Origin of the sequence: Streptomyces sp. NPDC050264, from assembly GCF_040655895.1 — a bacterium.
Lineage (GTDB): Bacteria > Actinomycetota > Actinomycetes > Streptomycetales > Streptomycetaceae > Streptomyces.
This window is the reverse complement of record NZ_JBFAKV010000002.1, coordinates 356,027-371,881: the sequence shown is the minus strand read 5'-3', so window position 1 is coordinate 371,881 and position 15,855 is coordinate 356,027. Positions and strand designations below refer to the sequence as shown.

14 protein-coding genes are annotated in these 15,855 nt (G+C 71.3%); 7 read left to right on the top strand and 7 right to left on the bottom strand.

The genetic code is table 11. The annotated features are described in order from the left end of the window. The first annotated feature begins 171 nt into the window (after positions 1–171). The gene (locus AB0J02_RS04405; protein ID WP_363192047.1) at positions 172–1,164 is read left to right on the top strand and encodes a phosphatase PAP2 family protein; all 993 of its coding nucleotides are present in this window, start codon (positions 172–174) and stop codon (positions 1,162–1,164) included. Continuing rightward, positions 1,161–2,096, top strand: coding sequence for a hypothetical protein (locus AB0J02_RS04400; protein WP_363192046.1), 936 nt, complete (start codon positions 1,161–1,163; stop codon positions 2,094–2,096). Before AB0J02_RS04405 ends, AB0J02_RS04400 begins: the two co-directional genes overlap by 4 nt. Before the next feature lie 69 nt (positions 2,097–2,165). Here AB0J02_RS04400 and AB0J02_RS04395 read toward each other — a convergent pair whose 3' ends face one another. The 6 genes from AB0J02_RS04395 to AB0J02_RS04370 form a co-directional block, all read right to left on the bottom strand. Continuing rightward, positions 2,166–3,047 (bottom strand): phospholipid scramblase-related protein, encoded by an 882-nt coding sequence (locus AB0J02_RS04395; RefSeq protein ID WP_363192045.1) that lies wholly within the window; start codon positions 3,045–3,047, stop codon positions 2,166–2,168. 123 nt (positions 3,048–3,170) lie between these two features. Beyond that, the gene (locus AB0J02_RS04390; RefSeq protein ID WP_363192044.1) at positions 3,171–5,225 is read right to left on the bottom strand and encodes a phosphocholine-specific phospholipase C; all 2,055 of its coding nucleotides are present in this window, start codon (positions 5,223–5,225) and stop codon (positions 3,171–3,173) included. 156 nt (positions 5,226–5,381) lie between these two features. Next, positions 5,382–6,836 carry a carboxylesterase family protein gene (locus AB0J02_RS04385; protein WP_363192043.1) on the bottom strand — a complete coding sequence of 485 codons (1,455 nt, stop codon included), beginning with the start codon at positions 6,834–6,836 and terminating at the stop codon, positions 5,382–5,384. A 78-nt stretch (positions 6,837–6,914) separates the two neighbouring features. After that, on the bottom strand, positions 6,915–7,952 hold the full coding sequence (gene tgmB / locus AB0J02_RS04380; RefSeq protein WP_363192042.1) for an ATP-grasp ribosomal peptide maturase: 1,038 nt from the start codon (positions 7,950–7,952) through the stop codon (positions 6,915–6,917). A gap of 14 nt (positions 7,953–7,966) precedes the next feature. Continuing rightward, on the bottom strand, positions 7,967–8,158 hold the full coding sequence (gene tgmA / locus AB0J02_RS04375) for a putative ATP-grasp-modified RiPP (protein ID WP_363192041.1): 192 nt from the start codon (positions 8,156–8,158) through the stop codon (positions 7,967–7,969). A gap of 206 nt (positions 8,159–8,364) precedes the next feature. Then, positions 8,365–9,714, bottom strand: coding sequence for a 6-phospho-beta-glucosidase (locus tag AB0J02_RS04370; protein WP_363192040.1), 1,350 nt, complete (start codon positions 9,712–9,714; stop codon positions 8,365–8,367). 58 nt (positions 9,715–9,772) lie between these two features. On the opposite strand from AB0J02_RS04370, the gene AB0J02_RS04365 reads away from it, so the two are divergent. Beyond that, the gene (locus tag AB0J02_RS04365) at positions 9,773–10,606 is read left to right on the top strand and encodes a hypothetical protein (RefSeq protein WP_363192039.1); all 834 of its coding nucleotides are present in this window, start codon (positions 9,773–9,775) and stop codon (positions 10,604–10,606) included. Between the two features lie 142 nt (positions 10,607–10,748). On the opposite strand, the gene aztA is transcribed toward AB0J02_RS04365, so the two are convergent. Then, a complete protein-coding gene (gene aztA / locus AB0J02_RS04360; RefSeq protein ID WP_363192038.1) occupies positions 10,749–11,450 on the bottom strand; it encodes a zinc ABC transporter ATP-binding protein AztA in 702 nt (233 codons plus the stop codon). Between the two features lie 65 nt (positions 11,451–11,515). Between aztA and aztB the strand changes: the two genes are divergently transcribed. From aztB to aztD, 4 genes are read left to right on the top strand one after another with little or no spacing between them, the layout of a single operon-like run. Beyond that, positions 11,516–12,427: a zinc ABC transporter permease AztB gene (aztB, locus tag AB0J02_RS04355; RefSeq protein WP_363192037.1), complete on the top strand. Its 912-nt coding sequence runs from the start codon at positions 11,516–11,518 to the stop codon at positions 12,425–12,427. Next, positions 12,424–13,644, top strand: coding sequence for a hypothetical protein (locus AB0J02_RS04350; RefSeq protein WP_363192036.1), 1,221 nt, complete (start codon positions 12,424–12,426; stop codon positions 13,642–13,644). Before aztB ends, AB0J02_RS04350 begins: the two co-directional genes overlap by 4 nt. Then, positions 13,641–14,594 carry a zinc ABC transporter substrate-binding protein AztC gene (aztC, locus tag AB0J02_RS04345; protein WP_363192035.1) on the top strand — a complete coding sequence of 318 codons (954 nt, stop codon included), beginning with the start codon at positions 13,641–13,643 and terminating at the stop codon, positions 14,592–14,594. The genes AB0J02_RS04350 and aztC overlap by 4 nt, the downstream gene beginning before the upstream one ends. Before the next feature lie 49 nt (positions 14,595–14,643). Further along, complete coding sequence (aztD, locus tag AB0J02_RS04340) at positions 14,644–15,837, top strand: zinc metallochaperone AztD (protein WP_363192034.1); 1,194 nt, start codon at positions 14,644–14,646, stop codon at positions 15,835–15,837. Positions 15,838–15,855 lie beyond the last annotated feature (18 nt).

The following is a 15,855-nucleotide window of genomic DNA, read 5'->3' as shown; positions in this document are numbered from 1 at the left end:
TCACACCCTCTATCGATACGCCAGTGTACCGGTACGCCATCGTTTCGGTACACTGGCGTATCGGTACACTGGCGTATCGATGAATGCGGTTCGGGGCCGCGTTCACCGACGCGCCACCAGCGCAGCTGAACCACCACGCACCACCCAGTCGTCACGAAAAGGGGCCGGGGGATGGATTCCCTTACCGAGCCTGCCGAACCGGAGCCGGACAGCCGATCTGCCCGACCACCCCTGGTCCGCGAGCTCCTGCTGGTCGTAGGACTCTTCCTCATCTACAAGTTCGGCCGACAGCTGGCCAACGGCCATACCGCCGAGGCGTTCCGCAACGCCGACGACGTGTGGCACTTCGAGCGCGCCGCGCACCTCCCGGGCGAGGGCGCGATCCAGAGCGTTCTGCTGCACAGCGACGCCCTCGTACACATCGCGAACACCTATTACGCGACCGTGCACTTCCCGGCCACGCTCGCCCTGCTGGCCTACCTGTATCTGCGCCGCCCGCTCCACTACGTGTGGACGCGGCGCGTGCTCGCCGTGCTGACGGCCGCGGCGCTCGTCCTGCACCTCGGCTTCCCGCTGGCGCCGCCGCGGATGCTGGCGGCCGCGCACCTCGTCGACACCGCGCAGGTCTACGGGCCTTCCGTGTACGCGGCGAAGCCGGCCACCGACACCATGGCCAACCAGTTCGCGGCCATGCCGTCGCTGCACTTCGGCTGGGCCCTGATGGTCGCCGTCGGCCTGATCGTCGCCACGCGGTCGCGCTGGCGCTGGCTGTGGCTGCTGCACCCGCTGCTCACCCTGCTCGTGGTCGTCGGCACCGCGAACCACTACTGGCTCGACGCGATCGTGGCGACGGCACTGCTCGCCATCGCCCTCGCGGTGGTACGGATGCCGCACACCGTCGGCGGTCCGGCCGCGATCCGCCGCCATCTGCTGCCCGCCCCCACCACCACGGCCGCACCGGCCGCCCTGCGGGCGCGCGGCACGCTGGAGCCCGCGCCCTGGCAGCCCACGGCCGCGTTCCGTACGCCCCCGGACTCGCTGTCCGCCGCGGACGTGCTGGAGCGGATGCAGCCGCTGCGCATACCGCTGCGGGTCTCCCCGACGCCCGGGTCCACCTCGGTGGCGACCGCCCCGCAACTCGTCACGAGCGGGGCCGGCCGATGAGCGCCACCCTGCTCGCCGTCGCGCTCTCCCTGGTCTCCGCGGTGGCCTACGCCGCCGCGGCGGTGGCCCAGGAACGTCTCGCCGCCCGCACCGCAGGCGCCGGGGCGAGCCTGTGGCGGCTGCTCGGCACCGGCTCCTGGTGGTGGTCGGTCGTCCTGAACGCCGGGGCCGCGCTGCTGCACGTCGCCGCGCTCAAGTACGGGCCGCTCACCTTGGTGCAGCCGCTCGGCGCGCTCACGCTCGTCGCGGCCGTGCCGCTGGGTGCCCGGATCGCCGGCCGGCACGTCACGGCGGGCGAGTGGCGGGGCACCGCCCTCACCCTGGCCGGCCTGGGCACGCTGCTCGTCACGGCGTCGGGGCCCGCCCCCGAAGACACGCTCTCGCTGCCCGAGGCGCTCGCGGTGGCGGGTGCCACGGCCGCGTTCATCGGTGTCCTCTCGCGGCGCGGCGCGAAGCCGGGCCTGCGGCACGCGACCGCGTCCGGGGTCGCTTCCGGCGTCGCCTCCGCGCTCACCCAGACCGTGACCGTCGCGGCGACGGACCGCTCGGGCCCGCTGCTCGCCCCGCAGGTGATCGTGGTGGCGCTGCTCGTCGCGGCGTTCGCCGCGGGCGGCCTGCTGCTCTCCCAGACCGCGTACCGGGGCGGGCTCGGCGCGCCGCTCGCGATGGTGACGCTGGCGAACCCGGTGGCCGCCGCGGTCATCGGCCTGTCCCTGCTGGGCGAGCGGTTGCAGGGCGGCGTCGCGGGGGTCGTTCTCGCCGGCGCCGGAGCGGTGCTGGCGGCGCGTGGGGTGCTCCTGCTGACCCGGACTCCGGCACCGCCCAGCCAGGCACGGACACAGGCACAGCCGCAGCCGCAGGCCACCGTCGTGACACTGCCGGCCCTCCCGGCTCAGCCCGAGCCCGAACCGCTCACCCTGCGCGCGTCCTGAGGGCCTGCCACGCGCAAGGGGGCGGGCCCGTCGCGGGCCCGCCCCCTTGCGCACGCGTCGGCGGCCCGGTCACCCGAAGCCGCGCGAGTCCTGCTTCAGCGCGGTGTCCACCGTCAGGGCCGTCGCCACGACGAGGCTGAGCAGCGGCTCGGGCAGCTGGAAGTGGATCTGCAGCACGTAGTTGTCCGCGGTCGTGAACATCGTCTTGGCGAGGCCCTCCCACGTCTTCGTGATGCGGGCGACCTCCTGGTCCGCGTGGTCGACGATCGCGAAGTTCCAGGCCCGCCAGTTCTCCGCCTTGATCGCGCCGACCTGCTGGCCGTTCACGTTCATCGCGAAGTTGATCTTGCCGATCATGTTCTGCTGGACGATCTCACCGACCGGCGACCCGTCCGGACGCTCCACGACGACGCGCGACTTCATGAACTTCGCGGGGCGCGTGAGCACCAGCTGCGGCTGGTGGTACGCGTCCCGGATCTCCAGCTTGTGCGTCATGAACTGATCGACGCTGGAGACGAAGCGCAGCGCCTTCTTCAGGCTGCTCTGGCCGATCTCGGTGACCGAGCCGAGCTGGTTCCCGTGCTGGTCCATGACCGTGTACTCGTTGGTCATCTCGATCAGCTTGGCCTTCTGGTTCACCACCAGGACCGGCTCGGTGAACAGCGAGCCGCCGCCCCGCCCGGCGGGCGCGACCCCGGCCTGCTGCTGCACCTGACGCTGCACCCGGCCCACGTCCGCGTTCTGCTGCGCCTGGGCACCGTAGGGCTGCTGGGCCGGCTGGGCCTGCGGCTGGTGCGGCTGCTGCTGAACCTGCCCCGCGGCGGGCGCCTGGGCCTGCCCCTGGGCGTGCGTGTGCTCGGTCCACTGGGAACCGTCCCACCACCGCAGCGCCTGGGGAGCCCCCTGAGGGTCCGGGTACCAACCTGCAGGGGTGTTCGATTGCGTCGTCACCGGGGCACACTATCGCGCCACCCCATGGGCCCATCCAGGCTCAGCACATGTGATGTGTGCCCCTCCGCCTCTGCCGTGACAGGGGCGCAGGGGCACACGGTTCAGGTGATACTCAGGCGGTGATCAGGCGGTCGCGATGAGCGGGTCGCTCACGCCGGCCTGGCCGTTCTCGACGTGCCCGACGAGGCGCCGCAGATATCCGGCGTTGCCCTCGACGACGATCTTCAGGTCGTACCAGCGCTTGGTGGCGCGCAGGTCGACGGTCTGCGCCACGGTGGCACCGGCGCGCACCGTGTACGTCTGCGGCTGTCCGCCGTAGGCGTTGGTGACCGTGAGGTGGACGTCGGCGGTGGTCGGGTTCTTCAGGGTCAGCTTCAGATTGCCCGTGCCGCCGTCGTGCCGCGCGGTCACCTCCGGCTCGGCGACCTTGTTGTTGCCCTTGAAGGCGCGCAGGAAGCCGTTCGGGCCGTGTGCCGTGAGGTCGTAACTACCGCTGGAGTAGGCCGAGTTCCAGCTGTCGGAGAGCGACTTGGCGGCCTCGGCCGTGTAGGTCCAGGGGCCGTCGGTGCGGTTCTGGGAGCGCACCTGGAAGGCCGCGCCCTTCGTGGCGCCGCCGCTGAACGTCAGCTTGTACTTGCCGGTCCCGACGTCCTGCGCGCCGTCGACGTAGGGCGCGTACCCGAGCGGCCGGCTGGGCCGCGCGCCCTTCTCCTGCTTGGGCAGCGCGCCCTGCGCGGGCGGCTTCGGCACATAGCTGTCGTGCCGCTCGCGGTCCGGCGGCTCGAAGCCGGCGGTGTCGGGCAGGTCGGCCGGGTCGGTGACCTTGAGGGAGAAGTCGAAGGCCGAGGTGAGGTCGCCGCAGATGGCCCGGCGCCACGGCGAGATGTTGGTCTCCTTGACCCCGAACCGGTTCTCCATGAAGCGGATGATCGAGGTGTGGTCGAAGGTCTCCGAGCACACGTAGCCGCCCGTCGACCACGGCGAGACCACGATCATGGGCACGCGCTGGCCGAGCCCGTAGGGGCCCGCGGCGCGGCTGCCGCCCGGGTAGTAGTCGAGCTTCGTGTCGACGGTCGAGAGGCCCTGGTTCGCCGAGGCGGGCGCGTAGGGCGGCACGACGTGGTCGAAGTAGCCGTCGTTCTCGTCGTACGTGATGAACAGAGCCGTCTTGCTCCACACGTCCGGATTGGAGGTGAGGGCGTCGAGGACCTGGGAGACGTACCAAGCACCGTAGTTCGCGGGCCAGTTGGGGTGTTCGGAGAACGCCTCGGGGGCCGCGATCCAGGAGATCTTCGGCAGCTTCCCGGCCTTCACGTCGGACTTGAGGAGGTCGAAGTAGCCGTCGCCCGCCTTGGCGTTCGTGCCGGTGCGGGCCTTCTCGAAGAGCGGGTCGCCGGGCTTGGCGTTGCGGTAATTGTTGAAGTACAGCAGGGAGTTGTCGCCGTAGTTGCCGCGGTAGGCGTCGTCGATCCAGCCCCAGCCGCCCGCCGCGTCCAGGCCGTCGCCGATGTCCTGGTAGACCTTCCAGGAGACGCCCGCCTTCTCCAGGCGTTCGGCGTACGTCGTCCAGCCGTACCCCGCCTCCTCGTTGCCCAGGACCGGTCCGCCGCCGGTGCCGTCGTTGCCGACGTGGCCGGTGAGCATGTAGTAGCGGTTCGGGTCGGTCGCGCCGATGAACGAACAGTGGTAGTCGTCGCAGACGGTGAACTTGTCGGCGAGGGCGTAGTGGAACGGGATGTCGTCCCGCGTGAGGTGCGCCATCGTGCCGGTGCCCTTGGCGGCGATCCAGTTGTCGTACTTGCCGTTGTTGAAGGCGCTGTGCCCGCCGGCCCAGTCGTGGTCGAGACCGGCGATGAACTGCATGCCCAGGTCGTCGGCGTCCGGGTGGTACGGCAGGGTCTCCTTGCCGGCACTCGACTGGTTCCACACCGGCTTGCCGCTGGGCAGCGTCACCGGGCGCGGGTCACCGAAGCCGCGGACGCCCTTCATCGACCCGAAGTAATGGTCGAAGGAACGGTTCTCCTGCATGAGGACGACGATGTGCTCGATGTCCTGCACGGTTCCGCTGCGGCGCGCCGCGGGGATGGCGGCGGCCCGGTCGATGGAGCCGGACAGCGCCGTGAAGGCGGCGGTGCCGCCGGCGATCTGGAGGAAGCGGCGCCGATTGAGTTCGGTCATGAGTGTGGGGGTCTCCTGTTGCTTCGGTGGTGGTCCGTCCGCGATGAGGGGCAACGGGGAGTGTTCAAGACGACCGGGGTGAAAGGAAAGGGAACTGAAGTGACAGTCGCGCAAAATGTGCGCGGCTGATGCGCGAAGTCACCCGCGACCGGCGTGTCACCGCACGTCGTGCCAGAGTTCCCGCTCCGCCGCCCGCGGATCGGCCTCGGCGCGGCAGGCGCCGTCGTCGAACACCATGGTCGTCCGCTCCCCCGCCGGGTCGTACGCGGGCCAGCCCGGATCGCCGGTGGACGCGAACGCCACCCACGCCGCGTGGACCGTACGGGCCAGATCGCGCGGGCCCTCCTCGCCCACCAGCGGGACATGGTCGGGGTCGTCGAGCAGGTCGAAGACGAAGCCGATCTCGACGGCGTGGCAGGCGCCGAGCTCGCCGTCGAAGCGCGGGGAGCGCCAGCCGAACTCGTAGACGTACGAGCCGGGGACGGACTCGGCCAGGCGCGCGGCGGGGATCCGGTAGAACCAGTCGGTGCCGATCGCCTCCAGGAGTTCGCCCGGGCTCGCGCCGGGGCGGGACGCCGCATACCGGTCGAGGTCCATGCCGTAGGCCGCCGCGCCCCGGCGGGCGCGCTTTTCGGTGATCGTGGCGAAGCGGCCGGTCGGGACCATGAACAGGCGGTTCTCCTCGCGGTTGCTGCCGATGAGGAGGTCAACGCCGAGGTCCGGGCCGGGCAGCGCGAGCCGTTCGGCGACCGGTTCGAAGACCATGCCGTTGAGGGCCGCGTCGCCCCAGACGGCCGGGTCCGGCCTGGACGCGTAGTCGGCCCGCAGGGCGTCCTGGGCCGCGGTCAGTTCGGGCAGGGGGACGGCCGCGAACGCCTCCGCCGAGTGCGCGACCCCGAGGCTCCGCGCCATCCGCTCGCCGATCCGGTGCGCCGTGTCCGGCCGGACGAAGTGGTGGCAGGCCCCGCTCTGCAGCGCGGCCCGCCGGAACAGGCCACGGGCGCGCGGCTCGGTCAGCAGCAGTCCGATCGCCATGGCGCCGGCCGACTCGCCGAAGACGGTGACGCGGTCCGGATCGCCGCCGAACGCCTCGATGTTGTCGCGCACCCACTCAAGCGCGGCGATCTGGTCGAGCAGGCCGCGGTTGTCCGGGGCGCCCGGCAGGTGCAGGAAACCGTCCGTGCCCAGGCGGTAGTTGACGCCGACGAAGACGACGCCGTCGCGGGCGAACGTCTCGCCGCGGTACCCGGAGGAGTTCGCGGAACCGTTGGAGAAGGAGCCGCCGTGCAGCCACACCATGACGGGAAGGCGTGCGCCGGGGCCCGGTTCCGGGGTCCAGACATTGAGGTTCAGGCACTCCTCGCCGGGCACGGACGTCTCCGGGATGAGCACGTCGAAGGGCGGCGCGTACGGGGGCTTGGGCGCGGTCGGCCCGTACGCGGTGGCGTCGCGCACCCCGCTCCACGGCTCGGCGGGCGCGGGCGCGGCGAACCTGCGCGGCCCGAACGGCGCGGCGGCGTACGGCACTCCGAGGAACGCGGTCACCCCGCGCTCGGTGCGGCCGCGCACGGCGCCCTGCCGGGTGGTGCACTCGGGCGATGCGTCGGTCATGCGGTGGCTCCCTCGGCCAGGGTGCCCGGCGTCGGGCACCACCCCTCTCGTATCCCGCCGGCCCCCGCCACGTAAAGATCAAGGGCATGTCGGGTCCGCGTCCTGCAGCGGATCGGGCACGGGCGGCGCCCCGGTCGGCCCGAGCGGCTCTCCCGCGAGCCACTCCGCCACGGCCCGGCCGATGGGCTGCCCGGTCTCGATCTCCACGAAACCGAACTGGCCGGACTGGTTGCACTCCAGGAACCACCAGATCCCGTCGGTGTCCTCGGCGAAGTCGAAGGCGCCGTACGCCAGCCGGGCCCGGCCGAGATAGGCGTGGACGCCGTCGGCGACGCGCCGCGGCACACTCACCGGCCGCCAGGGCCCGGCGCCGGGATCGAAGCGGACGTCGACGATGCCATCGGCGGCGTCGGCGGCACCGGTGGCATCGATGTCACCGGCGGCGTCCGCGTCGCTCTGCGACCGTGCGGCGAACACCCGGTCGCCGACGCAGGTGACGCGGATGTCGGCGATTCTGCGCACCCTGCGCTGCAGCAGCGTCGGCCCGTGCGCCACGTCCTGGTAGTCCTCGCCGGGCCGCACCCGGGTCGTCGGCACGGCGAGCGCCCCCTCACCGGGGTGCGCCCCGGAGACCGGTTTGACGACCAGGTCGGGGTAGCGCTCGGCGAAGGCCCGCGCCACGCGCGGGAATGTGGTGATCAGCGTGGCCGGCACCGGCAGCCCGCACTCCCGCGCCAGCCATAACTGCCAGGGTTTGTGCCGTGCCTGGCGGGCGGCGTCGGGATGGTTCATCCACCGCGCGTCGGTACAGCGCAGCATCCCGTACAGGGCCTGCGAGGTCTCCTCGGTGAGCCATGCCGAGGCGGCCGGGGACCGCGCGGCGGGCGTACCGGGTCTGCGCACCCAGATGGAGCGCAGTCCGCCCATGCTGACCACGCGTCCGCCGACGGAGAGGTGGCCGTGGAACACGCCGTGCGCGTACTCCCCCGACACGTCGACGCCGCCGGGCAGTTCGGCCGGGTCGAGCCGGAGGACCGGGATTCCCTTGGCGTTCAATTCGACGACGGCCATGTCGGCCGTCACATCCTGTTCGCTCGTCAGGATCAGCACCGTCATTTCCGCGCGGCCGTTCAGTCGTCGAAATGGGTTTTGGATCCCGCGGTGGACGTGGTGGCTGCACATTCTCGCAACACTGCGTAGTCGCGCGCGGCCACTCCGCCGTCGGGCAGCACATTCAACTGCAGTGCGGAGTCGTACGTGTACACCGCGCTGACCTCGGCCTCTCGCGCGGCGCGAGCGTATTTCAGGGCGAACGGTCGCATGAGTACTCCTAGTTGAGGGGCCACCAAGTCAAGCCCATGGTGACTCTCCGACGTCACACTCCTGAGGAAATTCTCAGATTCTCTCTGTAGAACGCATCACACCTGCGGAGGAGTTGCTTCCGCCGCGGGGTGCGATGACCGGACGTCCGAACGCAAAAGGGGCGGCCTTTCAGGCCGCCCCTTAGCACTACCGTCTTTACACGCCTTTACACGTCCTTACGGCGACCTCCACCGGAGAGGTAGGCGAGTCCTGAGTGCGCGCCGATGTAGCTGTCGACCAGGCGGTCGGCCACCGTCACTGAGTCCACGAGAGGATGCAGCGCGAACGCCTTCACGGCGGTGGCGCGCGACCCCGATTCGGCCGCCGCGAGCACCTCGCGCTCCACGGCCTTCACGGCGGTCACCAGGCCGGTGGCGTGCAGCGGCAGCGGGTCCACGGCGACCGGGTGGGCGCCGTTGGCGTCCACGAGGCAGGGCACCTCGATGACGGCGTCCGCGTCCAGTGCCGCGAGGGTGCGCCGGTTGCGGACGTTGAGGATGAGCGTGGCGCGTTCGTCGCGGGCGATGGCCCGCATCAGGGCGAGGGCCACCTTCTCGTAGCCGCCGGACTCCTCCAGGTCGGCGGCGTCGCGCTCGCCCGCGCCGGAGGCCTCCCGGTTGTGCGCCATGTACGTGGCCTCGCGCTCGGCGCGGGTGCGGTCCCAGCTCGCGTAGGAGGGACCGGCGTAGAACGCGGTCTGCTGGTCGGCGAGGAAGGCGCCGCGCGTGCGCTCGGCCTCCCGGTAGGCGCGGACGGTCTCGCGGTTGAAGTAGTAGTAGTGCAGGTACTCGTTGGGGATCGCGCCGATCGAGCGCAGCCAGTCCGTGCCGAAGAGGCGGCCCTCCTCGAAGGAACCGAGCAGCTTCTCGTCGGCCAGCAGGCGGGGCAGTTCGTCGCGGCCACGCACCCGCAGGCCGCGCAGCCAGCCGAGATGGTTGAGTCCTACGTAGTCGACCCAGGCGTCGGCGGGGTCCGCGCCGAGCACCCGGGCGACGCGGCGCCCGAGGCCGACGGGCGAGTCGCAGATGCCGATGACGCGGTCGCCCAGGTGCCGGGACATGGCCTCGGTGACCAGGCCCGCCGGGTTGGTGAAGTTGATGACCCAGGCGTCGGGGGCCACCTCCTTGACCCGGCGCGCGATGTGCACGGCCACGGGCACGGTCCGCAGCCCGTAGGCGATGCCGCCCGCGCCGACCGTCTCCTGCCCCAACACGCCTTCCGCGAGAGCGACTTGTTCGTCCGCGGCACGGCCCGCGAGGCCGCCGACCCGGATCGCCGAGAAGACGAAGTCGGCGCCGCGCAGCGCCTCGTCTAGATCGGTCGTCGCCCGCACGGCGGGCGCGTCGGGCACGCCGGTGGCTTGTTCTCGCAGTACGCCGGTGATGGCCCGTAGCCGGTCCGCGTCGACATCGTGCAGCGTGACCTCGGTGACCCTGCCTGGAGCGTGGTCGGCGAGCAGCGCTCCGTACACGAGGGGCACCCGGAATCCGCCACCGCCGAGAATCGTCAGCCTCATGGCGTGATCGTAGGGCAGCCTGGTCCCCGACCTGATCTTCGACCGGCGGAGGCCCCCCATGAACCGGCACACGAGACGCCAACTCCTCACCCTGGCCGCACTGACGGGCGCGCTCGCCCTCGGCGCGGGCACCGCGTCGGCCACGGCCGCACCCGCCTGGACCGAGACCGGCACGAGCTACGTGAACTCGCTCACCGGCAGTCAGGGCCTGGCGAGCCGCGCCGACGGCTCGCTCGTGCAGCGGGGGCTCGCCTCGGTCCCGCTGGATCTGCGGATAGCGGGCTGGACGCATATCGGGGACCCGGACGTGGCGGACGGCTACACGTTCGACGCGTACCAGGGCGGCGACGACGCGACGAGGAAGATGTTCGCGGCGACGGCCCCGGACGGCAAGCGCACGACCTATGAACACGCCCTGGACGGGGGAGAGTTGCTCAACAACTCGTTCGCCTCCGTATCGCCCGACGGGCAGTGGCTGGTGTCCGGCGAGTGGGGCACCATGAAGCGGCTCCAGGTCTTCCCCACGCCGGTCCTGAACACGTCCGCGCCCGCCCCCGGCGCGAACCTTCCGCAGGCCGGGCAGATCACCCTCGACATGTCCGTCGAGAACATCCAGGGCTGCGACTTCACCGACGCCACGCATCTGCTCTGCTCGTCCGACGACGCGGCCAAGGAGGTACTGGGGGTCGCCCTCGACCGCCCCCTGGACGGCAAGCCGGTCACGGGCCACGTCACGACGGTGTTCGCCATCCCGCAGCGCAGTGTCTGCTCGGGCACGTTCGAGGCGGAGGGCATCGACTACGACGCCGCCCGCGGCACCCTGCGCGTCGCGGTCGTGCCGCCGTCGCCGTGCCTGGTGACGACGGCCGTGGTCGCGTACAAGCACTCCTGAGGTGTGCGGTGGCGGGGTTCGGGGACGGTCGCGACCATGACGGATCGCACGCTTCCCGCCCCGCCTCCCCCGCCGCGCCGTCGATACGTGGCCGCCCCGCGCCGGCGCCACTGCCGGTCGCGCCCCCTTGACCCGAGGCGCCTCACGCCCGCCGCGGCAGCTGCCAGACCTCCTCGATCGCATCACCGGTGAGCACCTTTCGGGGGTCCCCCTCCGCCCGCAGCCGCCCTTCCTGGAGCAGCAGGACGTGACCTGCCGATCTCGCCGCGTCGAGGTCATGGGTCGCCTGCAGGACCGTCACCCCCTCCTCCGTCACCTCGGCCAGTACGTCGGAGATGATCCGCTGTGCCGTCGCGTCGAGGCCGGTGGTGGGCTCGTCGAGCAGGAGCAGGTCCGCCTGTTGCGCCAGCCCCTGTGCGACGAGGGCGCGTTGGCGCTGCCCGCCCGACAGTTCTCCCAGCTGCCGGCGGGCCAGGGAGGTGATGCCGAGCCGGTCCATGCTCGCTTCGACCACGGCCCGGTCCTGCCGTGAGAGCCGCCGCCACAACCCGCGGTGCCCCCACCTCCCCATCGCGACGGCGTCCCGCACGGTCAGGGGGAGCACATCGTCCACCCTGCTCCGCTGCGTCACCAGCGCCGCGGACCCCTCGCTCCGGTGCTCCACCCGGCCCGCTGTCGCCCGGATCACTCCGGCGACCACGCCGAGCAGCGTGGACTTGCCCGCGCCGTTCGGGCCGACCACCGCGGTGGTGGTGAACGCCGGTATGCGCAGGGTGAGTTGGTCCAGTACCGCACGGTTCGCGTAACCGGCCGACACCCCGTCGAGCCTTACCTGCCACTGCATGTCCCGTGCCTCTTCCCGCTTCGCCTCATTGAAGTGATAATCATTTTCATTGTAGTGTCCGCCGCATGGAATGGTTGACGGGCCCCTTCGAGGTGACCTTTGTCCAACGGGCCCTGTGGGGCGGCATCCTCGTGTCGCTGATCTGCGCCCTGGCCGGTACGTGGGTCGTGCTGCGCGGCATGGCCTTCTTCGGCGACGCGATGTCGCACGGCATGCTTCCCGGCATCGCGCTCGCCGCGCTGCTGGGAGGCAACCTGCTTATCGGCGCCGCCCTGAGCGCGGCCGTCATGGCGCTCGGCGTCAGCGCCGTGGGCCGGTCGCCCCGCCTGTCGCAAGACACCAGCATCGGCCTGCTCTTCGTGGGGATGCTGTCGCTGGGCGTGATCATCGTCTCGCGTTCGCAGTCGTTCGCGGTCGACCTGACCGGCTTCCTCTTCGGTGACGTGCTCGCCGTGCGCCCGGCCGACCTGGCCACGCTCGGGGGCGCGCTGGCCATCGCGCTGGTGATCTCCGTACTCGGCTACCGGCCGTTCGTCGCCCTCGCGTTCGACGAGCGCAAGGCCCACACCCTGGGCCTGCGGCCACGCCTCGCGCACGCGGCACTGCTGGCCCTGCTCACGCTGGCCGTCGTCGCGTCATTCCACGTGGTGGGAACGCTGCTGGTCTTCGGCCTGCTGATCGCGCCGCCCGCGGCCGTGCTGCCGTGGGCGCGGCGCATCCCGGTGATCATGGCCGGCGCCGCCGGCCTGGGGGCGAGTGCGACGTTCCTCGGCCTGCTCCTCTCCTGGCACCTCCACACGGCGGCCGGGGCGAGCATCGCGGCGACCGCGGTCGTCCAGTTCCTGCTCTCCACCGCCGCCTCCGGACTTCACCGCCGGTGGGGCCGGCCCACTCCCCCCGCCGCCACGACCGACCGACCGCACACCGACCTCTCGCACAGCGACCGACCGCACATGGAATACGGACACCCCTCATGACACGCAGAAGGACCCGAACCCGAACCGCACTCCCCTGCGCCGCACTTGCCGGCTGCGCGCTGCTCGCCGGCTGTCAGGGCAGCAGTGACGCGAAGGCCCCCTCCAAGACCCCGGCCTCGGAATCGGCGCGACCCCACGGGTACGTCGAGGGAGCCGAGGAAGCCTCCGAGCAGCAGTCGCGGCTCGTCCTCGCGGACACGGACACAGGAGCGGTCAAGGTCCTGGACCTGATCACCGAGGACGTCACCTCGCTCCGGTCCAGTGACGACATCCACGGTCTGCGCACAGACGGCCGCTTCGCCTATCTGAGCGCCGGCGGCGGCACACGCGTCGTCGACTCCGGTGCCTGGACGGTGGATCACGGCGACCACGTCCACTACTACCGCGCCGCGATCCGCGACGTAGGCCCCCTCGCGGGGACGGACGCCTCCCGCGTCCACAGCGATCAGGCCGTCACCGCGGTCTCCTCCGCGCAGGGCGGCACCCGCGTACTCGACCGCACGAAGTTCGAGGAGGGCGCCGTCCCCCGGGGCCGGACCCTGGCCGGCACCGGAAGCGGAGCGGTCGTCCCCTACGCGGAACATCTGCTGGTCACCGCCGCGGGCGCCGGAGAGGACCGCGTCGAGGTCCGCGACCGGGCGGGCGCACGGGTCACCGCACTGAAGGAGCCGTGCGCGCAGGCACGCGGCGAGGCCGTCACGCGGCGGGGTGTGGTGTTCGGATGCGCCGACGGCGCACTGCTCGTCAGCGAGGACAAGGGCACGTTCGAGGCGGCGAAGATCCCGTACGGCACGCAGGTCAAGGCCTCGGAGCGGGCCGTCGACTTCCGCCACCGGGCGGGCAGCACCACGCTCGCGGCCCGGTCCGGCGAGGACGCCGTCTGGGTCCTGGACGTCACCGATCGTGCCTGGACCCGGATCGAGACCGGCCCGGTCGTGGCCGCCAACACCGCCGGGGAGGGCGCGCCGTTGCTCGCGCTCGGCACGGACGGCGTGCTCACCGCCTACGACATCGCCGCCAGGAAGAGCGTCGCCCGCAAGGAACTCCTCACGAAGGGGGCCGGGTCCGCCGCCATCGAGGTCGACTCCGGCCGTGCGTACGTCAACGACGCCGCGGCCCGGAAGGTCTACGAGATCGACTACAACGACCGGCTCCGGCTCGCCCGGACCTTCCCCCTCGGCTTCGCCCCGACGTACATGGTGGAGACCGGCCGATGAGCACCGATTCCCCTACCGTGCACAGGAGTTGGGCACCCGCGCGCCTCCTGCTCGCGTCCCTGGCCGGCGTTCTCCTCCTGGGGGTGAGCGGATGCGCCGCGAGCGAGGAGCACCGCCCCACGGTGGTCGTCACCACGAACATCCTCGGTGACATCACCCGCAATGTCGTCGGCGACGAGGCCGAGGTGACCGTGCTGATGCGGGCCGGCGCCGATCCGCACTCCTTCGGCGTCTCGGCTCCGCAGGCGGCGTCCATCGAGCGGGCCGACCTGGTCGTCCACAACGGTCTCGGCCTGGAGGAGAACGTCCTGCGGCACGTGGAGGCCGCCGAAGACGCCGGGACCCCCACCCTCGCGGTCGGGGAAGCCGTCGGTCCGATCACCTACACGGCGGGCGAATCCGCCGACGAACCCGACCCGCACTTCTGGACCGATCCCGAGCGGGTCCGCAAGGCCGTCGGACTCATAGCCGACGAGGTCACCGAGCACGTCGGGGGCATCGACCAGGCCGTCGTCGAGAAGAACGCGTCCGCCTACGGAGCGCAGATCACCGAACTCACGGCGTGGATGCGGAGCGAATTCGACGAAATCCCGGCCGGGCAGCGCCAGTTGGTCACCAACCATCACGTCTTCGGCTATCTGGCGCGGCGTTTCGGGTTCCGGATCGTGGGCGCGGTGATTCCGAGCGGCACCACCCTCGCGTCGCCGAGCGCTTCGGACCTCGAATCCCTCGCCACCGCGGTGGAGACGGCGGGCGTGAAGGCGATCTTCGCCGACTCCTCCCAGCCCGACCGGCTGGCACAAGTACTGAAGCGCGAGATCGACCTCGACATCGACGTCGTACCGCTGTTCTCGGAATCCCTCACCGCGAAAGGAGAGGGAGCCGCCACCTATCTGCAAATGATGCGCGCCAACACCACGTCCATCGCCACGGGCCTGGGCGCCGAATAGCCACGTTGTCGCCGGTCGAAGGCGACAACACGAAAGAGGAAAACACGTGATGAAGCATGTGACACGCCCGAGGACCGCGGCTGCCGTCGCCGCGCTGCTCGCGGTGTCCGCCACGCTCACCGCCTGCGGGAGCGACGACAAGAAGTCCACGGCGCGGACAGCGGACAAGGCTTCCGGTTCACCGGCCGCCCCGGTCGCGGACCCGATCGTCACCACGTACGACGGGGGTCTGTACGTACTGGACGGGAAGACGCTGAAGCTCAAGGAGGACATACCGCTCAAGGGGTTCAACCGGGTCAGCCCCGCGGGCGACGACCGTCATGTCATGGTCTCCACCTCGACCGGTTTCCGGGTGCTCGACGCGGCGGGACGACAGCTCACCGACGTCGAGTTCGCCGGCAGCAAGCCGGGACACGTCGTACGCCACGCGGGCAGAACCATCCTCTTCGCGGACGGCACCGGCGAGGTCACGATCTTCGACCCGAAGGAGCTGGGCGGCACCAAGCCGAAGGCCGAGACCTACACCTCCGCCGCCCCGCACCACGGCGTCGCCATCCGGCTCGCCGACGGCACGCTGGTGACCACGCTCGGCACGGAGGAGAAGCGCGTCGGCATCGCCGTACTGGACGAGGACCGCAAGGAGATCACCCGCAGCGAGAAGTGCCCCGGCGTCCACGGGGAGGCGACCGCACAGGGCGAGGCGGTGGTCATCGGCTGCGAGGACGGCGTCCTGATCTACAAGGACGGCGCCATCAAGAAGGTGAACAGCCCCACGGAGTACGGCCGGACCGGCAACCAGGCCGGGACGGACGAGTCCCCCGTCGTCCTCGGTGACTACAAGAAGGACAAGGACGCCGAACTGGAACGCCCGGAGCAGGTCTCGCTCATCGACACCGAGACGGGCACGATGCGGCTCGTCGACCTCGGCACGAGCTACACCTTCCGGTCGCTGGCGCGCGGCCCGCACGGCGAGGCGCTCGTCCTGGGCACCGACGGCAATATCCATGTCATCGACCCCGCCACGGGCAAGGTGACCAAGAAGATCTCGGTCCTCGGCTCGTGGCAGGAGCCGCTGGACTGGCAGCAGGCCCGCCCGGCTCTGTTCGTGCGCGACCACACCGCGTACGTCTCGGATCCGTCGGGCAAGAAGCTGCTGGCCATCGACATCGAGTCGGGCAAGCGGCTGGCCACCACGGAGCTCCCGAAGGCCCCCAACGAGCTGAGCGGAGTCGCGCGGCACTGAGAGCCTGACGCCGGCCCG

Bases quoted from the DNA above. Each gene is read 5' to 3' on its own strand.
- AB0J02_RS04405 (WP_363192047.1), top strand. From the start codon at position 172: ATGGATTCCCTTACCGAGCCTGCCGAACCGGAGCCGGACAGCCGATCT.
- AB0J02_RS04400 (WP_363192046.1), top strand. From the start codon at position 1,161: ATGAGCGCCACCCTGCTCGCCGTCGCGCTCTCCCTGGTCTCCGCGGTG.
- AB0J02_RS04390 (WP_363192044.1), bottom strand. From the start codon at position 5,225: ATGACCGAACTCAATCGGCGCCGCTTCCTCCAGATCGCCGGCGGCACC.
- AB0J02_RS04385 (WP_363192043.1), bottom strand. From the start codon at position 6,836: ATGACCGACGCATCGCCCGAGTGCACCACCCGGCAGGGCGCCGTGCGC.
- tgmB (WP_363192042.1), bottom strand. From the start codon at position 7,952: ATGACGGTGCTGATCCTGACGAGCGAACAGGATGTGACGGCCGACATG.
- tgmA (WP_363192041.1), bottom strand. From the start codon at position 8,158: ATGCGACCGTTCGCCCTGAAATACGCTCGCGCCGCGCGAGAGGCCGAG.
- AB0J02_RS04370 (WP_363192040.1), bottom strand. From the start codon at position 9,714: ATGAGGCTGACGATTCTCGGCGGTGGCGGATTCCGGGTGCCCCTCGTG.
- AB0J02_RS04365 (WP_363192039.1), top strand. From the start codon at position 9,773: ATGAACCGGCACACGAGACGCCAACTCCTCACCCTGGCCGCACTGACG.
- aztA (WP_363192038.1), bottom strand. From the start codon at position 11,450: ATGCAGTGGCAGGTAAGGCTCGACGGGGTGTCGGCCGGTTACGCGAAC.
- aztB (WP_363192037.1), top strand. From the start codon at position 11,516: ATGGAATGGTTGACGGGCCCCTTCGAGGTGACCTTTGTCCAACGGGCC.
- AB0J02_RS04350 (WP_363192036.1), top strand. From the start codon at position 12,424: ATGACACGCAGAAGGACCCGAACCCGAACCGCACTCCCCTGCGCCGCA.
- aztC (WP_363192035.1), top strand. From the start codon at position 13,641: ATGAGCACCGATTCCCCTACCGTGCACAGGAGTTGGGCACCCGCGCGC.
- aztD (WP_363192034.1), top strand. From the start codon at position 14,644: ATGAAGCATGTGACACGCCCGAGGACCGCGGCTGCCGTCGCCGCGCTG.